General features: G+C 64.9%; 11 protein-coding genes. 7 read left to right on the forward strand and 4 right to left on the reverse strand.

Annotated features, from left to right (window positions below; translation table 11 throughout):
* Window positions 1-10: 10 nt before the first annotated feature.
* Complete coding sequence (locus ABC729_RS09805) at window positions 11-3,382, reverse strand: sensor histidine kinase (RefSeq protein WP_495607420.1); 3,372 nt, start codon at window positions 3,380-3,382, stop codon at window positions 11-13.
* An 87-nt stretch (window positions 3,383-3,469) separates the two neighbouring features.
* Window positions 3,470-7,084, reverse strand: coding sequence for a hydantoinase B/oxoprolinase family protein (locus ABC729_RS09810; protein WP_495607421.1), 3,615 nt, complete (start codon window positions 7,082-7,084; stop codon window positions 3,470-3,472).
* A 166-nt stretch (window positions 7,085-7,250) separates the two neighbouring features.
* Between ABC729_RS09810 and ABC729_RS09815 the strand changes: the two genes are divergently transcribed.
* The 5 genes from ABC729_RS09815 to ABC729_RS09835 all read left to right on the forward strand — a co-directional run bounded on the left by ABC729_RS09815 (window position 7,251) and on the right by ABC729_RS09835 (window position 13,512).
* On the forward strand, window positions 7,251-8,054 hold the full coding sequence (locus tag ABC729_RS09815) for a LytTR family DNA-binding domain-containing protein (protein ID WP_495607422.1): 804 nt from the start codon (window positions 7,251-7,253) through the stop codon (window positions 8,052-8,054).
* 332 nt (window positions 8,055-8,386) lie between these two features.
* On the forward strand, window positions 8,387-10,390 hold the full coding sequence (locus ABC729_RS09820; protein ID WP_495607423.1) for a methyl-accepting chemotaxis protein: 2,004 nt from the start codon (window positions 8,387-8,389) through the stop codon (window positions 10,388-10,390).
* 155 nt (window positions 10,391-10,545) lie between these two features.
* Complete coding sequence (locus ABC729_RS09825) at window positions 10,546-11,913, forward strand: amidohydrolase family protein (protein ID WP_495607424.1); 1,368 nt, start codon at window positions 10,546-10,548, stop codon at window positions 11,911-11,913.
* Window positions 11,906-13,063 carry a dipeptidase gene (locus ABC729_RS09830; RefSeq protein WP_495607425.1) on the forward strand — a complete coding sequence of 386 codons (1,158 nt, stop codon included), beginning with the start codon at window positions 11,906-11,908 and terminating at the stop codon, window positions 13,061-13,063. Before ABC729_RS09825 ends, ABC729_RS09830 begins: the two co-directional genes overlap by 8 nt.
* A 17-nt stretch (window positions 13,064-13,080) precedes the next feature.
* Window positions 13,081-13,512: a RidA family protein gene (locus ABC729_RS09835; RefSeq protein WP_495607426.1), complete on the forward strand. Its 432-nt coding sequence runs from the start codon at window positions 13,081-13,083 to the stop codon at window positions 13,510-13,512.
* A gap of 1 nt (window position 13,513) precedes the next feature.
* On the opposite strand, the gene ABC729_RS09840 is transcribed toward ABC729_RS09835, so the two are convergent.
* Window positions 13,514-13,951, reverse strand: coding sequence for a flagellar FliJ family protein (locus tag ABC729_RS09840; RefSeq protein WP_495607427.1), 438 nt, complete (start codon window positions 13,949-13,951; stop codon window positions 13,514-13,516).
* Window positions 13,951-15,276, reverse strand: coding sequence for a flagellar protein export ATPase FliI (fliI, locus tag ABC729_RS09845; RefSeq protein WP_495607428.1), 1,326 nt, complete (start codon window positions 15,274-15,276; stop codon window positions 13,951-13,953). The genes ABC729_RS09840 and fliI overlap by 1 nt, the downstream gene beginning before the upstream one ends.
* Before the next feature lie 167 nt (window positions 15,277-15,443).
* Between fliI and ctrA the strand changes: the two genes are divergently transcribed.
* Window positions 15,444-16,154, forward strand: coding sequence for a response regulator transcription factor CtrA (gene ctrA, locus ABC729_RS09850; RefSeq protein ID WP_495608666.1), 711 nt, complete (start codon window positions 15,444-15,446; stop codon window positions 16,152-16,154).
* Window positions 16,151-17,227 carry an NAD(P)/FAD-dependent oxidoreductase gene (locus tag ABC729_RS09855; RefSeq protein WP_495607429.1) on the forward strand — a complete coding sequence of 359 codons (1,077 nt, stop codon included), beginning with the start codon at window positions 16,151-16,153 and terminating at the stop codon, window positions 17,225-17,227. The genes ctrA and ABC729_RS09855 overlap by 4 nt, the downstream gene beginning before the upstream one ends.
* Window positions 17,228-17,234 lie beyond the last annotated feature (7 nt).

Raw genomic sequence — 17,234 nt, forward strand, 5'->3', positions numbered from 1 at the left:
CCATGGCGGTTCAGGCCGCCTCGGTGACCACCGCGCCCGGCAGGGTGACGATCAGGCGGCAGCCAAGGCCGGGTTCTGTATCCAGGCTGATACTGCCCGACAGCGGGCCCGCCACCAGATTATGGACGATATGCAGGCCCAGGCCCGTGCCGCCATGATCGCGGCTGGTGGTGAAGAACGGGTCGAACGCTTTGGCGCGCACCGCATCGGTCATGCCGACGCCATCGTCGGCCACCGTCACGATGGCGGTGCCGTCCACGGCGGCCAAGGTAATGGTCAGGGTGCCGCCGCCGCCTGTCGGCCAGGCATGTTGAAGCGCGTTCAGCATCAGGTTGGTCAGGACGTTGATCATGGCACCGGGCTGCACCAGGGCTGTCAGTTCCTTCGCTCCCTCCACCAGGAACGTGATCTGCTTTTCCCTGAACCGAGGCTGCAAGGGTGCCGCCGCTTCCCCCACCAGGGTGGCCAGACGCTGACGCTGCTTCGGGCCGGCATATTCCTCTGCCGAGACTTGCTTGAAACTCTGCACCAGACGGGCCGCGCGCTGCAAATTGGCGTGCAGCACAGCCATGGCCTCCCGCCCGGTGGCAAGGAAATCGGACAGGGCTGTGCGGGTCAAGGACTTGGCCGTCACCTGCCGGTCCAGGCCGCCCATCTCCTCCGCCAGATAGGTGGAGGTGGTGATGGCCACACCCAGCGGCGTGTTGATCTCATGCGCCACGCCGGATACCAGACGGCCCAGGCTGGCCAGCTTCTCCTCCCGCACCAGACGGTCCTGTGTGGCGCGCAGATCCTCCAGCGTGGCGGCCAGTTCATCCTTCTGATGCGCGATTACCTCTGTCCGCTCCGCCACCTCGCGCTCCAGCTCCCGCTGACGGCGGCGCAGGCTGAGCGTGCGCAGCTGTACCGCGCCGGCGGCGACGGCAATGACGGACAGGGCCATCAGCACGCGGAACCACCATGTCTGATACCAAGCCGGAAGCACCGTGACCGGCACCACCAGCGCATCGGGCGCGAACATGCCGGTGCGGTTGCTGCCCCGTACCAGCAGCCGGTAATCACCAGGGGCGAGGTTGGCATAGGCGACATTGCGATGATTGCCATCGCCCGCGATCCATTGTTCGTCAAACCCCTCCAGACGATAAAGGAAGCGCGTGCGGTCGGGGGCCGTGTAATCCAGGGCCGCGAATTCCACCGACAGCGACCGCTGATCGGGACGCAGCTTCAAGGTCGGGGCGGCGGGCAGGTTATACGGGTCGGCGGGCACAGGCTTTCCATCCACCCGCATTTCCGTAACGACGGTCGGGGCCAGGGTCCGCCAGCTGTCCAGCCGTTCCGGTCGCACCACCACCAGACCGTCGCGCCCGCCGAACATCATCTGTCCGTCGGCATCGGTGGTGACGGAATTGCCCCAGAAACTGCCCACGCCCACGCCATCCGGCCGACCCAGAACCTGGACCGACAGGTCGTCAGGATTGATGACGGCAAGGCCCGCATCGGTGGAGGCCCAGATACGGCCCGCCGCATCCTGACGCAGGGCATTGATCAGCAGGGTGGGCAGGCCATCGGCCAGCCCCAGACGCCGGAACCGGGCCGGCTGGCCGGGCTTCCATCCCGCCTCCATGATGTTCAAGCCGCCGCCCAGCGTGCCCACCCAGACGCGGCCACGGGTGTCGGTGAGGACAGCCGTAATGAAATTATGCGACAGCGACGCCGGATCGGCAGGGTCGGTGCGGATACGCTGAAACCCGCCGGCAGGGTCGCGGTAATGCAGGCCGGCATTGCCACCCACCCACAATCCGCCATCGGGCCCCGGTGCCAAAACCCGGACCCGGTTGTCGATCAGTGAACGGGCATCGCCCAGCCGCGTGCGGTCCACGCGCATGGTACCGCTGTTGAGATCAAGCGCCACCAGACCATCTGTGGCGATCCACAACACATCGCCCTGCCGCATAAGGGACCAGACGGCGGCCTTCGGCGTGGGCGCCGGCAGGGGCAGCGGCTCCAGCCTTGTGCCGCCCGGACGGCGGCGGAACAGGCCGCGCTGCGTGCCAATATACACGCCGCCATCGGCCATCGTCTCCATGGCCAGAACCGCCCCGTCGGGCAGGCCGCTGAGGCCGGGGCGGATACCGTCACGGGTGCCTGTGGCGGCATCCAGGATGTCGATGCCGTTCGCCTGCAAGCCCGCCCATAAACGGCCATCGGCGGCCAGCATCAGGCTGCGCACCTGCGGGTCGGACAGCCGGTCGGGGCGAATATGAGAGGCCGGAAGCGACAGCACCGCCTGGGTCGGCGGATTGCGCCGACAGACACCGCCGCCCCAGGTCCCGACCCACAGAATGCCGGACCGGTCGACCAGCAGGGACCGAATATCGGATGCGACCAGGGAACTGCTCAAGGTCGGGTCATTGCGATGCACGACGACCTTTCCGTCGGTCACGCTGAGTTCGGCCAGACCCGACCCTTGCGTGCCCACCACGATCCGGTCGTGTGACAGTTCTGCCAACGCGTGCTTGGGCACCGGGGCTTGGTCCGGGTCAGCAGCCCCCAACAGGGTGAACAGTTTCTGTTCACCGCTGGCGGGGTCCCACATGACCACGCCCGGAAACTCCCCCGTCACCCAAAGCCGGCCCTTGCTGTCACGCATAAGGCTCTGCACCGCCGCGTCGGACGGGATGAGACCGCCCAGCGATACAGCTGTGGTCAGATCGCCTGATGGTTCAAACCGCACCAGCCCGCGCCCGCTGGCCAGCAGCAAGGCACCGTCGGACAGTTCGACCATGTCGCGGATCTGATCCAGGGCGGGGCTGTCCGGTTCCGGCCCGCGCCGGGTGTAGAAGCGGTTGGTGCCCGTCGCGGGGTCGCGCATATGCACCCCGCCCACGGTGCCGGTCCACAGCCGGCCCTTGGCATCCGTCAGGATCGACAGGATTGACAGGTTCTGCAGCCCTTCATTGGCCCGCACGAATCGGTCTGATGCCGCGTCATAGCGCGCCAGACCACCGGCATTGGTCCCGACCCACAAGACGCCCTTGGGATCGACATGCAGGGCCGTGACATAGGTGTCGGGCAAGCTACCGGGATCGGCGGGATCGTTGGTGTAATGGCGAAACCGGTGCCCGTCATACCGGGCCAGACCGCCGCCCGTACCGAACCAGATGAAGCCCGCCTGATCCTGAACGATGGCGCCCACGACATCATTGGGCAGTCCCTGTTCGCGCCCCAGACGCTCAAAAAGCGGATCAGCGAAACCGGACCAGTCTGCGGCGTCGGTCCGACTTGGCAAAGACACCAGCAAAGACAGGGCAAGGAGAGCCGCAGCCAGGGGCCGGCGTGACAACAGCGGATGGCGACGTGAGGAAGGGAGGCGGGGCATCATCTGCTGCGATCTTTATGATGCCGCACCATAGCAACTCCGCAGGCTTTGGGGAATCAGCAGCACGGTGACGTGAAGAGGATTCTACAACTATGGCTGGCGTGCCGAACCATAGCCCCCGCCGCCGGGCGTCTCGATCACGAACACATCTTCTGCCCCCATGGCGGCCTTGGCCGTGGCCGACAGCGTCTCCACAGTTCCGTCGGCCCTTTCGACCCGCGCGCCACCCGGCAGGGCATCCCCGCCGCCGTCCAGACCATAGGGCCGGATGCGGCGGTTGTTGGACAGGATGGCCGCGGTCATAGGCTCCAGGAAGCGGATATGGCGTTCAACCCCCTCCCCGCCCTTCCAGCGGCCCTGTCCGCCCGAACCGCGGCGCAGGCGGAAACTGTCCAGCAGAACGGGGAAGCGCCATTCCAGCACCTCCGGGTCGGTCAGGCGGCTGTTGGTCATGTGGGTGTGAACCCCGTCGGTCCCGTCAAAGCCGGGGCCGGCACCCGACCCGCCACAGATCGTCTCGTAATACTGGTACACCGCATTGCCGAAGGTGAAGTTGTTCATGGTCCCCTGTGAGGCCGACAGCACGCCCAGCGCGCCATAAAGCGCATTGGTCACGGCCTGACTGACCTCCACATTCCCGGCCACGACGGCGGCGGGATAGCGTGGGTTCAGCATGCTGCCTTCGGGAATGATGATCTCCAGCGGCTGCAGACAGCCATCATTCAACGGGATGTCATCATCCACCAGGGTGCGGAAGACATAGAGGACGGCGGCGCGGACGATGGCCGATGGCGCATTGAAATTGCCCGGCTGCTGTGGGGATGTGCCAGTGAAGTCGATCTTGGCCGACCGGGAAGCACGGTCGATGGACACGGCGACGCGCACATGTGCACCGCTATCCATTTCGAGATCGAAATGACCATCTTTCAACACGCCGATCACCCGGCGCACCTGCTCCTCGGCATTGCGCTGAACATGGCCCATGTAGGAGGTGACCGTTTCGATTCCGAAAAGATCGACCATCTTCATCAGCTCATCCCGCCCGCGCGCATTGGCGGCGATCTGGGCGCGCAGGTCGCCCAGATTCTGTTCGATATTGCGGGCGGGATAGGGGCCGCTGGTCAGCAGGTCCACGACCTCGCGTTCCAGCAGGACACCATCGCGGACCAGCAGGAAATTGTCGATCAGGATGCCTTCCTGGTCGATATGGGTGCTGTCGGGCGGCATCGATCCCGGCGTGATGCCGCCGATATCGGCCTGATGCCCCCGGCTGGCCACCCAGAACAGAATATCCGTTCCCGCCTGATCAAAGACCGGCGTCACCACGGTCACATCGGGCAGATGCGTGCCGCCGCGATAGGGGTTGTTCAGCATGACCGCATCGCCGGGGCGCAAACTGTCACGCCTTGCGTTGATCACGGTGCGCACGCTGTCGCCCATCGACCCCAGATGCACCGGGATATGCGGGGCATTGGCGATCAGGTTGCCGCCCGCGTCGAACAGGGCGCAGGAGAAATCCAGCCGTTCCTTGATGTTGACCGAATGGGCCGTGTTCTCCAGCGCCAGCCCCATCTGTTCGGCGATGGACATGAACAGGTTGTTGAACACTTCCAGCATAACCGGATCGGCATCGGTGCCCACAGCCACACGGGCCGGCAGCGGCACCACCCGGCGCAGAATCAGGCCGCCGCGCGCCGTCACCCGCGCCTGCCAGCCGGGTTCGACAAGTGTCGTCCCCGTCGCCTCCGTCAGGATGGCGGGACCGTTGATGGCGACACCGGGGGTCAGGGCGTCGCGGTCATGGACCGCCACCGCCCGCTCCACACCCTCCATCCACACAGGCACCGTGGCACGCGGGGGCGGGGCGGCCACGCTCTCCGGCTCGGCCATCGCATCTTCGGCTAATTGCTCCCCGCTGGCTGCCACCGCCTCTGCCGACAGGCTTTCCACCACCAGGGGGCGGTGGGGCACGTCAAAGCCAAAGCGCTGCCGATGTTCGGCGGCAAAGGCGGCGCGCATCGCCCCCTCATCCCCGAACGGAACTTCCAGCGTCGCATCGGTGCCCGCCACCTTGATGCGGGCCGTGTGGATCAGGCGGATGCCGGCATCCACCACCCCCTGTTCGCGCAGTTCCGCCGCTGCATCGGCACCGAGGACGTCCAGCACCGATGACAGTTCCGCCATCGCATCCGGCCCCAGGGTCAGCTCCACCGACCGGTCGCGCAACGCCCCCAGATCGGCCAGCCCCATGCCGTAGGCCGACAGCACGCCCGCGAACGGATGCAGATAGACACTGGTCATGCCCAGCGCGTCGGCAACCAGACAGGCATGCTGCCCACCGGCACCGCCGAAACAGTTCAGGGCGTAGCGGGTGACATCGTATCCGCGCTGAACCGAGATATGCTTGATGGCATTCGCCATATTCTCCACGGCGATTTTCAGGAAGCCCTCGGCCAGTGCTTCTGCCCCCATGGGCCGCCCCGTGGCCGCTGCCACCTCTGCCGCCAACGCCGTAAACTTTGCCCGCACCACATCGGCATCCAGCTTCTCATCACCATGAGGACCGAAGACGGCGGGGAAGAAATCGGGGTGCAGCTTGCCCACCATGACGTTGCAGTCGGTCACGGTCAGCGGGCCGCCCCGGCGATAGGCGGCGGGACCGGGATTGGACCCGGCCGATTCCGGCCCCACCCGCAGCCGCGCGCCATCGAACCGGCAGATGGAGCCACCGCCCGCCGCCACCGTATGAATGCGCAGCATGGGCACGCGCAGGCGCACACCCGCCACCACCGTTTCCAGGCTGCGTTCATAGGTGCCGGCATAGTGGGAAACGTCGGTGCTGGTCCCGCCCATGTCGAAACCGATGATACGGTCCAACCCTTCCGCCGCCGCCGTGCGCACGGCCCCAACGATCCCGCCGGCGGGACCGGACAGGATGGCGTCGCGGCCCTGGAAACGCGCAGCCTCTGTAAGGCCGCCATTGGATTGCATGAAATAGAGGGGAATACCGGGCAGCGCGTCGGCCACCTGCGCCACATAGCGGCGCAGGATGGGCGACAGATAAGCATCGGCCACGGTCGTGTCGCCACGCCCCACCAGCTTCATCAGGGGGCTGACCTGATGGCTGGCCGATACCTGGGTGAAGCCGATCTCCCGCGCCAGATCAGCCACGGCGGCCTCGTGTGCGGGATAACGGTAACCGTGCATGAAGATGATGGCGCAGGCGCGGTAACCTTCAGCAAGCGCCGCCTGCAACCCCGCCCGCGCGGCATCCAGGTCCAGGGGGCGGCAAACAGTGCCATCAGCCATCACGCGTTCCGGCACCTCCACCACGCTGGTGTAAAGCTGTTCCGGCAGTTCGATCTTCCGCGCGAAAATCTTGGGCCGTGCCTGATAGCCGATGCGCAACTGATCGCCCAGGCCGGCGGTGATGACCAGCAGGGTCTTCTCCCCCTTGCGTTCCAGCAAGGCATTGGTGGCGACCGTCGTGCCCATGCGCACCGCCTCCACCGCGTCCGTCGGTACGGGTTCCCCCGGCACCACGCCCAGCAGATCGCGGATACCCTGCACCGCCGCATCACGATAGCGCTCGGGGTTTTCCGACAGAAGTTTGTGGGTCCGCAGGCTGCCATCCGGGCGGCGGGCCACGATGTCGGTGAAGGTGCCGCCCCGGTCGATCCAGAATTGCCAACGCCCAGCCGTCATACCGCACCTTCCGCACCGTCAGAACCGAAACGGCGCGGAGTGTGCCGGGAACCGGGGGTGGGCGTAAACCCCCGTAACAGATTGGCACCAGGGGATTGCCTATGAGGGTGGCACCGCTGTCGCCCTTCCAGTATCCTGGCGTCCCTTGCCATGGCCTCCCTGTGCGATGTTCACCGCCCCCATTCCCGTCTCCCGGCTTGCCCTGATCTGGATCATCGCGTCGATAGCGGTGACCATCGCCGGGCCGTTCGGCACCATTTCCCTGCCCTTCGCCCTGCGCCTGCCCTATTGGCTGGCGTTGATCGGGGTCAATACCGTGAAATGGACGCTCTGGTTCCGTATCGGCGGTCATTATCTGGGCTGGAAGCCACGGTCGATGCTGTTTCTGGCATTGGCCGGCGTGCTGGTGGTGAACCTGCCTTTGCCGCTGGAGGTCTGGGCTGCCAACATGGCCGTCGGCGGCAAGGGGCCTATGCCCTATTGGGCCATCTATGGCAGTGCCGCCGCCATGGGCCTGACCATGACCATCGGTATCGCCGCGTTGCGCCGCCTGCGCCCCGCCGAACCGGTGATCCCACCATCAATACCGGACAGCATTCCCGACAGCACGGAACCGGCCACCACCCCGCCCGATGCCATCACCGGCAGCCTGCTTATGCGCGCCGGCGTCACCGACCCGGCACAGGTGATGGCGGTGGAGGCGGAGGATCATTACCTGCGTCTGCATCTGGCCGATGGACGCAAGCCGCTGGTCCTTTACCGGCTACGCGACGCGTTGGCCGAACTGTCCCCCCTGGACGGGGAGCAGGTGCATCGCGGCTATTGGGTGTCGGCACGCGCCGTGCGCGGGCTGGAACGGCGCGACGGGCGTAAATGGGCGCTGCGGCTGGAAGGCGGGCTGCTGGTCCCGGTCAGTGCCACCTTCATGCCGACGGTGCGCAAACGCGGCTGGCCGGAGCTGGTGCTGTAACGCCCCACAGGACAAATACCGGCCCAAAGCGGTGCGTGACGAAAAAAGCTTCTAATGTCTGCCCATCCGGTGTTCGACCATGGGACTAAGCTTGGCGTGTCTTCCAAGCCCGACAATTAAAGTCGTGAATCAGTTTCAACGGCAGTTTGCCGTGAGTTAGATTTATTCCATCATTTTGAAATTTTTTTCTACTGTAACAATCGACACACATTCGGCACCTTAGTAGTAAACCCTGATATTAAAATGGACTGTTTACCAAAAATTAATCCCTCTATATATTCGCCCGCCAATACAAGCCCCATTGTATGCGAGCGGGTGGAATGCGACAGATCGTGCGTTTGACAAACAATTTGCGTATCACTTGGAAACTCTTACTGTCCGGGGGCCTTGCTGCTGGCTTCCTGAGCTTCAATGCCGCCTTGGAGTTGCGCGATGTTTCCATTGTAGCAACTCTGGTGGAAAATCTGATCAGTTCGGCCGAGGCATCCAACCGGCAGATCGAGGCTGATATGATGCATGATGCCATCGCGCGCGATGTGATGGCGGGTCTGCTGGCCCAGCAGCGCAAGGACCAGGCCTATCTGGCCGATGCCCGCAAGCGCATGGATGAAAATATTACTGATTTCACTGCCCTCCTGGACGGCAACGCCAAGGCCGATCTGCCGGCGGAAGCCACGGCCCAGGTCGTGCGCACGCAGGCTGAGCTGAAGAAATACGCCGCAACGGCGCGTCGCCTGCTGGACCAAAAGTACGCGAATGATGCCCAGCTGGGGGAAGCTGTGGCCGATTTTGATAAGCAATATGATCAGCTTGCCGTCGAGATGGAGAAGGCGTCAGAAGCCATCAGCGAAAATAACAAGGCCATCGCGAATGCCGCCGTCACTCGGGCGCAGCAGGCAATCACCAAGACCATTGTGCTGGCGCTTGCTGGTATCGGCTTTCTAACGATGGTCTTCTGGGCCATGGGCCGCACCATCGTCACACCCTTGCTGACCATGATCACTGCGACCCGCGCCTATGCCCGAGAGCAGTATGATATTGAACCAAAAGGTCGCAGCCGCGAGGATGAAATCGGCGATCTGGCCCGCAGCATTGACCAGTTGCGGCTGAACAGCCTGGAAGCGCTGAAGCTGCGGCAACAGGTGGAGCAGGACCGGCTGGACGCAGAACGCGCCCGCAATGAGGCCCTGCAAGCCATGGCCGAGAAGGTGGAGACCGAGACCCGCCAGGCCGTGTCCCATGTTGCTGAGCGTACCAGCGAGATGAACGACCGCGCCGGTCGTATGGCGCTGAGTGCGGGTCTGGTTTCTGAAAGCTCCACCGTCGTGGCCGCCGCCGCCCAGCAGACCTTGCAGAACAGCGAGGCCGTGGCGTCGGCCACCGAACAGCTGTCGGCCTCCATCTCCGAAATCGCGTCGCAGGTGACCCATGCGACCGAGGTGACCCGACAGGCGGTGCAGCGGGGCAATGGTGCCGCCGACATGATCAACCAGCTTGGCGACGCCGTGGGCCGCATCAATGAGGTGACCCGTCTGATTTCCGAGATCGCCAGCCAGACCAACCTGCTGGCCCTGAACGCCACCATCGAGGCGGCGCGGGCGGGCGAAATGGGCAAGGGCTTCGCCGTCGTCGCGTCGGAGGTGAAGAGCCTGGCTAATCAGACGGCGCAGGCGACAGAGGACATCACCCGGCAGGTCGCAGAAATCCAGGCTGCAACAATGCAGGCCACCGATGCCGTCCTGGCCATGACCCGCAGCGTGCATGAGGTTGATGAAGTTTCGACCATCGTGGCTGCCGCCGTGGAGGAACAGGGTGCCGCCACGGCCGAAATCGCGCGCAATGTGGTCCAGGCCGCCGCCGCCGCGCGCGAAACGGCACATCGCATCGCCACCGTGTCGGATGAGGCGCGCAATGCGGGTGAACAGGCGGGGTATGTCAGCCAACAGACCACACAGGTGGCAGACGCGATCCAGGAACTGCGTCAGACCCTGGTGCGTGTGGTGCGCACGGCCACGGTGGATGTTGATCGCCGCAGCAGCCAGCGGCTGGCCATCGTCCGCCCCATCACCCTGCTGTTGGGCGGGAGGACGATCGCGAGCATGTTGCAGAACATTTCGGTCGGTGGGGCCCTGGTCGAAGGGGCAGATCTGGCCGACGGCACCAGAGGCAGGCTTGACCTGGGCGACGGCGCGGCACCGCTGGATTTCACAGTCTTGTCCGGCAACGAAAGGGGCGCGTCCCTGCGCTTTACATTGTCGGAAGAGCAACGTGGCAAGATGGATGAACGGCTGAGCCGGTTGAGCGAGACGACGAAAGGAGATCGTCAGGCCGCCTGAGCCGGGTCCCGCGCAGGCTTGGCGGATCGGCGCATTTACAGTACCAATCACGGTAAATAGCCGTGGTGGATGATATGCCCGATGGTTGCCGGCCAGTTCCCCCGAGATCACGCCCCTTAAGGATGTTGGGGGCTGGGGGGCTGGCGCTTCTGCTGATGCTGTCGTCCCTGCCGCCGACAGCATCAGCGCACAGCCCGCCCGGTGCCGCTGCCCGGCCCTTTGCGCCCGCTGACAAGGCAATACGGGTGATCTATGCGGGCGTCACCCTGATTGATGGGCGCGGTGGTCCGGCACAGTCCGGCATGGCGGTGATCACGGAGGGGGAGCGGATCGCCAGGGTCCTGCCGCTTTCACAGCTGGACGACGCCGCCCACCAGGGTGCCACCCTGATCGACCTGACCGGCCATTTCCTGATCCCCGGCCTGATCGACAGCCATCAGCATATGGCAACGCCACCCAACCGGGTGCAGGCCGAAGCCCAGATGCGCCGGGATGTCTTCGGCGGCGTCACCGCCGTGCGCGACATGGCCGACGACCTGCGCGCCGTCAATGAATATGCCCGCACCACCCGCGTGGGCGAGGTGCCGGGGCCGGACATCTGGGCCGCCGCCCTTTTCGCGGGTCCCGATTTCTTCGATGATCCGCGCACGGCGGCGGCGGCGGAGGGGGTGAAGCCCGGCACCGTGCCCTGGATGCGCGCCGTGGATGACGCCACGAACCTGTCCGAGGCCGTCACGCTGGCGCGCGGAACCTCCGCCATCGCCGTCAAGCTGTATGACAATCTGCGGCCCCAGGATGTCCGCGCCATCACGGCGGAGGCGCACCGCCAGGGCATGCGCGTCTGGGCCCATGGCATGGTGTTCCCGACTCCGCCCGCCGATGTCGTGGGTGCCGGCGTCGACAGCATTTCGCACACGTGCTACCTTGCCTACCATATCTCCAACCCCCGCCCCCTGACCTATAAGGATCGGCGGCTGGTGGAGATCGACAGGCTGAAGGGCGGCGACAATCCAGAGATGGGGGCCCTGTTCCGGGAAATGGCCAAGCGGGGCATCATCCTGGACGCGACCCTGCGCGTTTATCAGGAATATGATCAGCGGCTGGCCGCCAAGCCCGACATGAAGCCCCGCCCCCATTGCACCCTGGAGGTGGCGGCGGCCCTGACGGCGCAGGCGCGGCGCGAAGGCGTCACCATCGTCACCGGCACCGACGGCGTACCGCCCGCCGCCCATCCCTGGCCCGCGCTTTATGATGAGCTGAACCTGCTGCATAGCCGCGCGGACCTGAGCACGGCAGAGGTGATCCGCGCCGCCACGCTGGACGGTGCCCGCGTCCTGGGCCAGGAAGCGGAGATGGGCAGTGTGGAGGCCGGCAAGCTTGCCAATTTCGTGGTGCTGGCCCAGGACCCGCTGGCCGACCTGGGCAACCTGACTTCCATCCGTTTCACGGTAAAGCGCGGCACGCGCCTTGACCGCACCGCCTATCGCCCCATCACCGCACAGGAGATGCCACAGGATGATTGAGATTGCCCGACGCCATCTGCTGCTGACCGGGGCCATGGCAACCCTGCTGCCCGTGGCGGCACAGGCCGCCACCGCGATCCCCGGCCCCACAGGTGCCACAAGCATCCGCGACATGCTGGTCATCAATGCCTTGGGCGGGCTGGGCAATCCCAATGTGAAGCCGGCGGACGGGGCCTCACGGGCGGAAAAGCTGCGCATCGATCAGCGCGCGCTGGATGATGCCCGCCGGTCGGGCCTGCATGTGGTCAACAACACCATCGGCTGGGTCGCCGGACCGGAAGAGCCGTTTGAATTCAGCGTGCGGGAGACGGCCTCCACCCTTCTGCAAATCCGCAACCAGCCGCGCGATCTGTCCCTGATCCTGACGGCGGGCGATATTGAGCGCGCGCGGACCGAGGGCAGAATCGGCATCATCATGGGTTTCCAGAACGCCACGATGTTCGGCAAGGATGCCTCACGCGTCGATCTTTTTGCCGATATGGGCGTGCGGGTCATGCAGCTGACCTACAATGTCCAGAATGATCTGGGTTCCGGCAGCCTGATGCCGGAGGATCAGGGGTTGACCGATTTCGGGCGGGAGGTAATGGCCCGGATCGAGGCGAACAGGGTCATGGTCGATCTGTCCCATTCCAACCGCCAGACCTGCCTGGACGCGATCAAGGCGGCGACACGGCCTTTGTCGGTCAATCATACCGGCTGCCGCGCCATCACCGATCTGGCCCGGAACAAGACCGACGCCGAAATGCGCGGCATCGCCGACAAGGGCGGCTTTGTCGGCATCTATTTCATGCCCTTCCTGGCCAAGGGCCGCATCGCCACCGCCGACGATGTCGCCACCCATATCCTGCATGCGGTCAAGGTGGCGGGGGAGGATCATATCGGCATCGGCACCGACGGCTATGTCACCTCCTATGACGATATGGACGCCTATATGGAGGAGTTGCGGAAGGAGAATGAGCAGCGGGTGAGGCTGGGCATCGCGGCGGCAGGCGAAAGTGCGACTACCACCCCCTTCATCATGGATTTGCGCGGGCCGGGACAGTTCCAGAAACTGGCCGACCTGCTGCTGGCCAAGGGGTTGAAGACGGCGCAGGTGGAAAAGATCCTGGGTCGCAATTTCCTGCGCTTCGCGCGCGATGTCTGGGGTTAAGGGGAACAACGATGTTGATGAAGCATGCACTTGCAACTGGCCTGATGCTGGCCGGACTGTCCACAGCACCGGCCCTGGCCGATGACATGGTCTTCCACAAATCCTTCCCCGGCGCCCCCTTCTCCGAATCCGTGGAGGTGGATGGGGTGCTTTACCTGTCGGGACAGTTGGGCACCGACGCCAACCTGAGACTGCCCGACGGCATGGCGGCGCAGGGCCGGCAGGTGATGGAGAATATCAAGGCCGCCGTGGAAAAACGCGGCCTGACCATGGACCATGTCTTCAAATGCACCGTCATGATGGCGGACATGAAGCAGTGGGGTGACTTCAACAAGATCTACGTCACCTATTTCAAGCCCGACCGCCTGCCCGCCCGCTCCGCCTTCGGGACCAACGGTCTGGCGCTGGGTGCGTTGCTGGAGGTGGAGTGTCTGGCGAAGATGAAGTGAGCTAGCCCTCCCCCTCCTCCGCTACCCCCTGCTGTCGGGAGAAGCGGATGGAGGCGACCTCATCGAACATCTGGGTTTCCCGGTAGCGGCGGGCCTCCTTGGCGGCAAGGTCGCGCTGTTCCTGCACCTGCTCGAACTTCTTCTGCTCGCGGAACGCCTCGGCCAGGGATTCCTCTGCCCGCTCCAGTTCAAGGCGCAATGTGGCGGCGCGGCGTTCATATTCCTCACGCATCATCTCCACCCGCCGGGCGAAGGCGGGATATGATTTGGCGAGCATCAGGTCCGTAGCGGCCAACTCGCGCTCCACGATCACCTGTTGTTCGAACTGCTCCCGTTCCGCCACCAGCCGGTCCTGGCTTTCCTGAAGCTGTACGACCACGCGGCGGCGCTGGTCCACCTCCCGCTGGTTCAGGCGGATCAGGGGCTTCAGGTCTTTCATCAACCGGCCCCGCCCAGGATAGCCGCCAGTTCGGCGTAGCCCTGGTCAAGGGTGCTGCGTTCGCCCTTGCCCTGGCGCAGAAAGGCCTCAATGGCGGGGTTATAGTGGATGGCCTCGTCCACCTGCGCGTCGCTGCCCTTGCGATAGGCGCCTAAGCGGATCATCTCCTCCATGTCGGAATAGGCCGACATCAACCGCCGCGCCTTGCCGACCAGGGCGTTCTGTTCAGGCGTGTTGCAGCCCGGCATGGTGCGGCTGACGGAACGCAGGATGTTGATGGCGGGGTAACGCCCGCGCTCGCCAATTTTGCGCTCCATCACGATATGGCCGTCCAGAATACCGCGCACCGCGTCGGCGATGGGTTCTTCCATGTCGCCACCTTCCACCAGCACGGTGAACAGGCCGCTGATCGTGCCCACGCCCGTGCCCGGCCCGGCGCGTTCCAGCAGGCGCGGCAGTTCGGCGAAGACGGTGGGGGGATAGCCCTTGGTGGTCGGCGGCTCGCCGGCGGAAAGGCCGATTTCACGCTGGGCCATGGCGAATCGGGTGACGCTGTCCATCAGGCACAGGACATCCTGTTCCTGATCGCGGAAAAATTCCGACACGGCGAAGGTCAGATAGGCGGCCTGACGGCGCATCAAAGGCGGCTCGTCCGACGTCGCCACGATGACGACGGAGCGGGCGATACCTTCCGGCCCCAGGTCATGTTCCAGGAATTCCTGCACCTCACGCCCGCGTTCGCCGATCAGGCCGATTACGCTGACATTCGCCTCCGTATACTTGGCCAGCATGGACATCAGCACCGACTTACCCACGCCGGAGCCGGCAAAAATGCCCATACGCTGTCCCCGGCAGCAGGACAGGAAAGTGTTGATGGATTTCACGCCCAGATCCATCTTCGCCCCCACCCGTTTGCGCGCATGGGCGGGCGGCGGGCCGGCCTTGATCAGATAGGGCACGTCACCGGTGGGCAGCGGCCCCTTGCCGTCGATGGGCTGTCCCAAGGCATTGATGACACGGCCCAGCCAGGCCTGGGTCGGATAGATCGACGCCTGACCCTCCGCCACCTCCGCCCGGCAGCCCAGGCCAATATCGTCCAGCGTGCCGAACGGCATCAGCAATGCGCGCCCGCCGCGAAAGCCCACCACCTCACATGGAACGGGCTTTCCCCCGCGCGTGATGACGCGACAGCGCCCGCCAATGGACAGACGCCGTTCCACACCGCCCACTTCAACCATCATGCCAAGGACCGAGGTGACGCGGCCAAAGACGGCATAGGTCGGCAAGGCGTTGATCTCTTGTACCAACTGATCGTGATCAAGCATGGAATGCCCCTGGTCTTTGGCAACATTGCAACGACATGACCGGAACCATACGAATGAACCGCCTATGACCCCTGGCAAAGCCAATGGTCGGATAGCATATCCGTAGAGGCTCTGTTAACCTATCTGCCGTAGATGGGTTATACCCATTCATGCCCGAGGAACTTGTCATGCGCGTCCTGCTGGTTGAAGACGATGCCGCGATGCAGAAAAGCATCCAGCTGATGTTGTCCGCCGAAGGCGGGTACATCGTGGACGCCACCAGCCTGGGTGAGGACGGGCTGGAGATCGGTAAGCTCTACGACTACGATATCATCATCCTGGATCTGATGCTGCCCGACATGGACGGGTATGAGGTATTGCGCCGCCTGCGCGCCTCACGCGTCAACACGCCGATCCTGATCCTTTCCGGCTTGTCCGACCTGGACAACAAGATCAAGGGTCTGGGCTTCGGTGCCGATGATTACCTGACCAAGCCGTTCGACAAGCGCGAACTGATCGCCCGCGTACAGGCCATCATCCGCCGGTCCAAGGGCCATTCAGAAAGTGTCATCCGCACGGGCAAGCTGACGGTGAACCTGGATGCCAAGACGGCGACCGTGGAGGGTTCGCCCCTGCACCTGACCGGCAAGGAGTACGGCATCCTGGAACTGCTGTCGCTGCGCAAGGGCACGACCCTGACCAAGGAGATGTTCCTGAACCATCTCTACGGCGGCATGGATGAGCCGGAGCTGAAAATCATCGACGTCTTCGTCTGCAAGCTGCGCAAGAAGCTGACCACCGCTACGGACGGCGAAAACTACATCGAAACGGTCTGGGGCCGCGGCTATGTCCTGCGCGACCCGACCGAGGGGGCAACGGCAGCGAAGGCCGCCGTTTGAGACGGCCACAGCGTATCCTGCTCCTGGGTGGCGGCCATGCACAGCCCGCCCTGCTGAAACGAGCCTCCGCCCTGGTGAAGCGGGGTCATCGCGTTACCCTTCTGGCCCCCGCACCCCAGATTTGGGCCGAGGCGGTGCCGGCACTGCTGGCCGGGCGGATTGATCCCGCAACGGCGCGAATAGATGCCGGCAGCATGGCGCGGGACGCCGGCATTGGCTTCATCGATGACAGCGTCCTGGGCCTGGACCTGAAAGCCGGCCTCGTCCACCGCCATGAGGGGGAACCGGTCGCCTTCGACCTTCTGTCCATGGCCCCGGATGCGATGACAAGGCCGCTGACCGGCACGCAAGGGCATGCCCGCTGCTTCGCCACCCGGCCCCTGTCGCGGCTGCTGGACCTGCGGGCGGCGCTGGAGGCACGGTTTGAACAGCACCCGGGCCGTGTCGTGGCCTTGACCATCGCCGGCGGCGGGGTGGAGGCGGCGCGCATTGCCCTGTCCATCATCCAACTGGCCGCCAGCCTGGGGGGACATGTCGGCATCACCATCCTGACGCGCGGCCTGCTGATGCAGGGTCTGCCGGGACCGGCGGGGGTTCGGCTGGCGGAAATCCTGTCGGCCCATGGCGCCATCCTGATCGAAAAGGCCCCCGTGGCGCGCGTGGAAGGGAACGAGGCCGTGCTGGTCAATGGCGACCGCGTCGCCTTCGACCTGTTCTTGAACGCCACCGGCGGCATCGGTCCCGCATGGCTGAAGACCAGTGGCCTGGATATAGAGGCCGATGGCCATCTGCGCACCGATACCAAACTGTTCGTCGGCGGGCTGGAACATGTGCTGGCGGTTGGAGAGGCGGTGAGGCCCACCGGCGGGCGACACCCGTCCTGGGGAACGGCCAGTTACAATCTGACGGCAATTGCCACCGATCTGGTACCCCGCCACGCGCCGACGCGCAGGCCGCCTTTGTTCATCGACCTGGGCAATGGGGAGGCGCTGGCCACCTGGGCCGGGCGCTGGACCCTAGGGCGAACCGCGCTCTGGGCCCTGCGCTGGGCCGAAGGGCGCTGGCTGCTTTGAGAGACCA

The sequence above is a fragment of the Niveispirillum sp. CC-CTL257 genome (genome assembly GCF_059489915.1).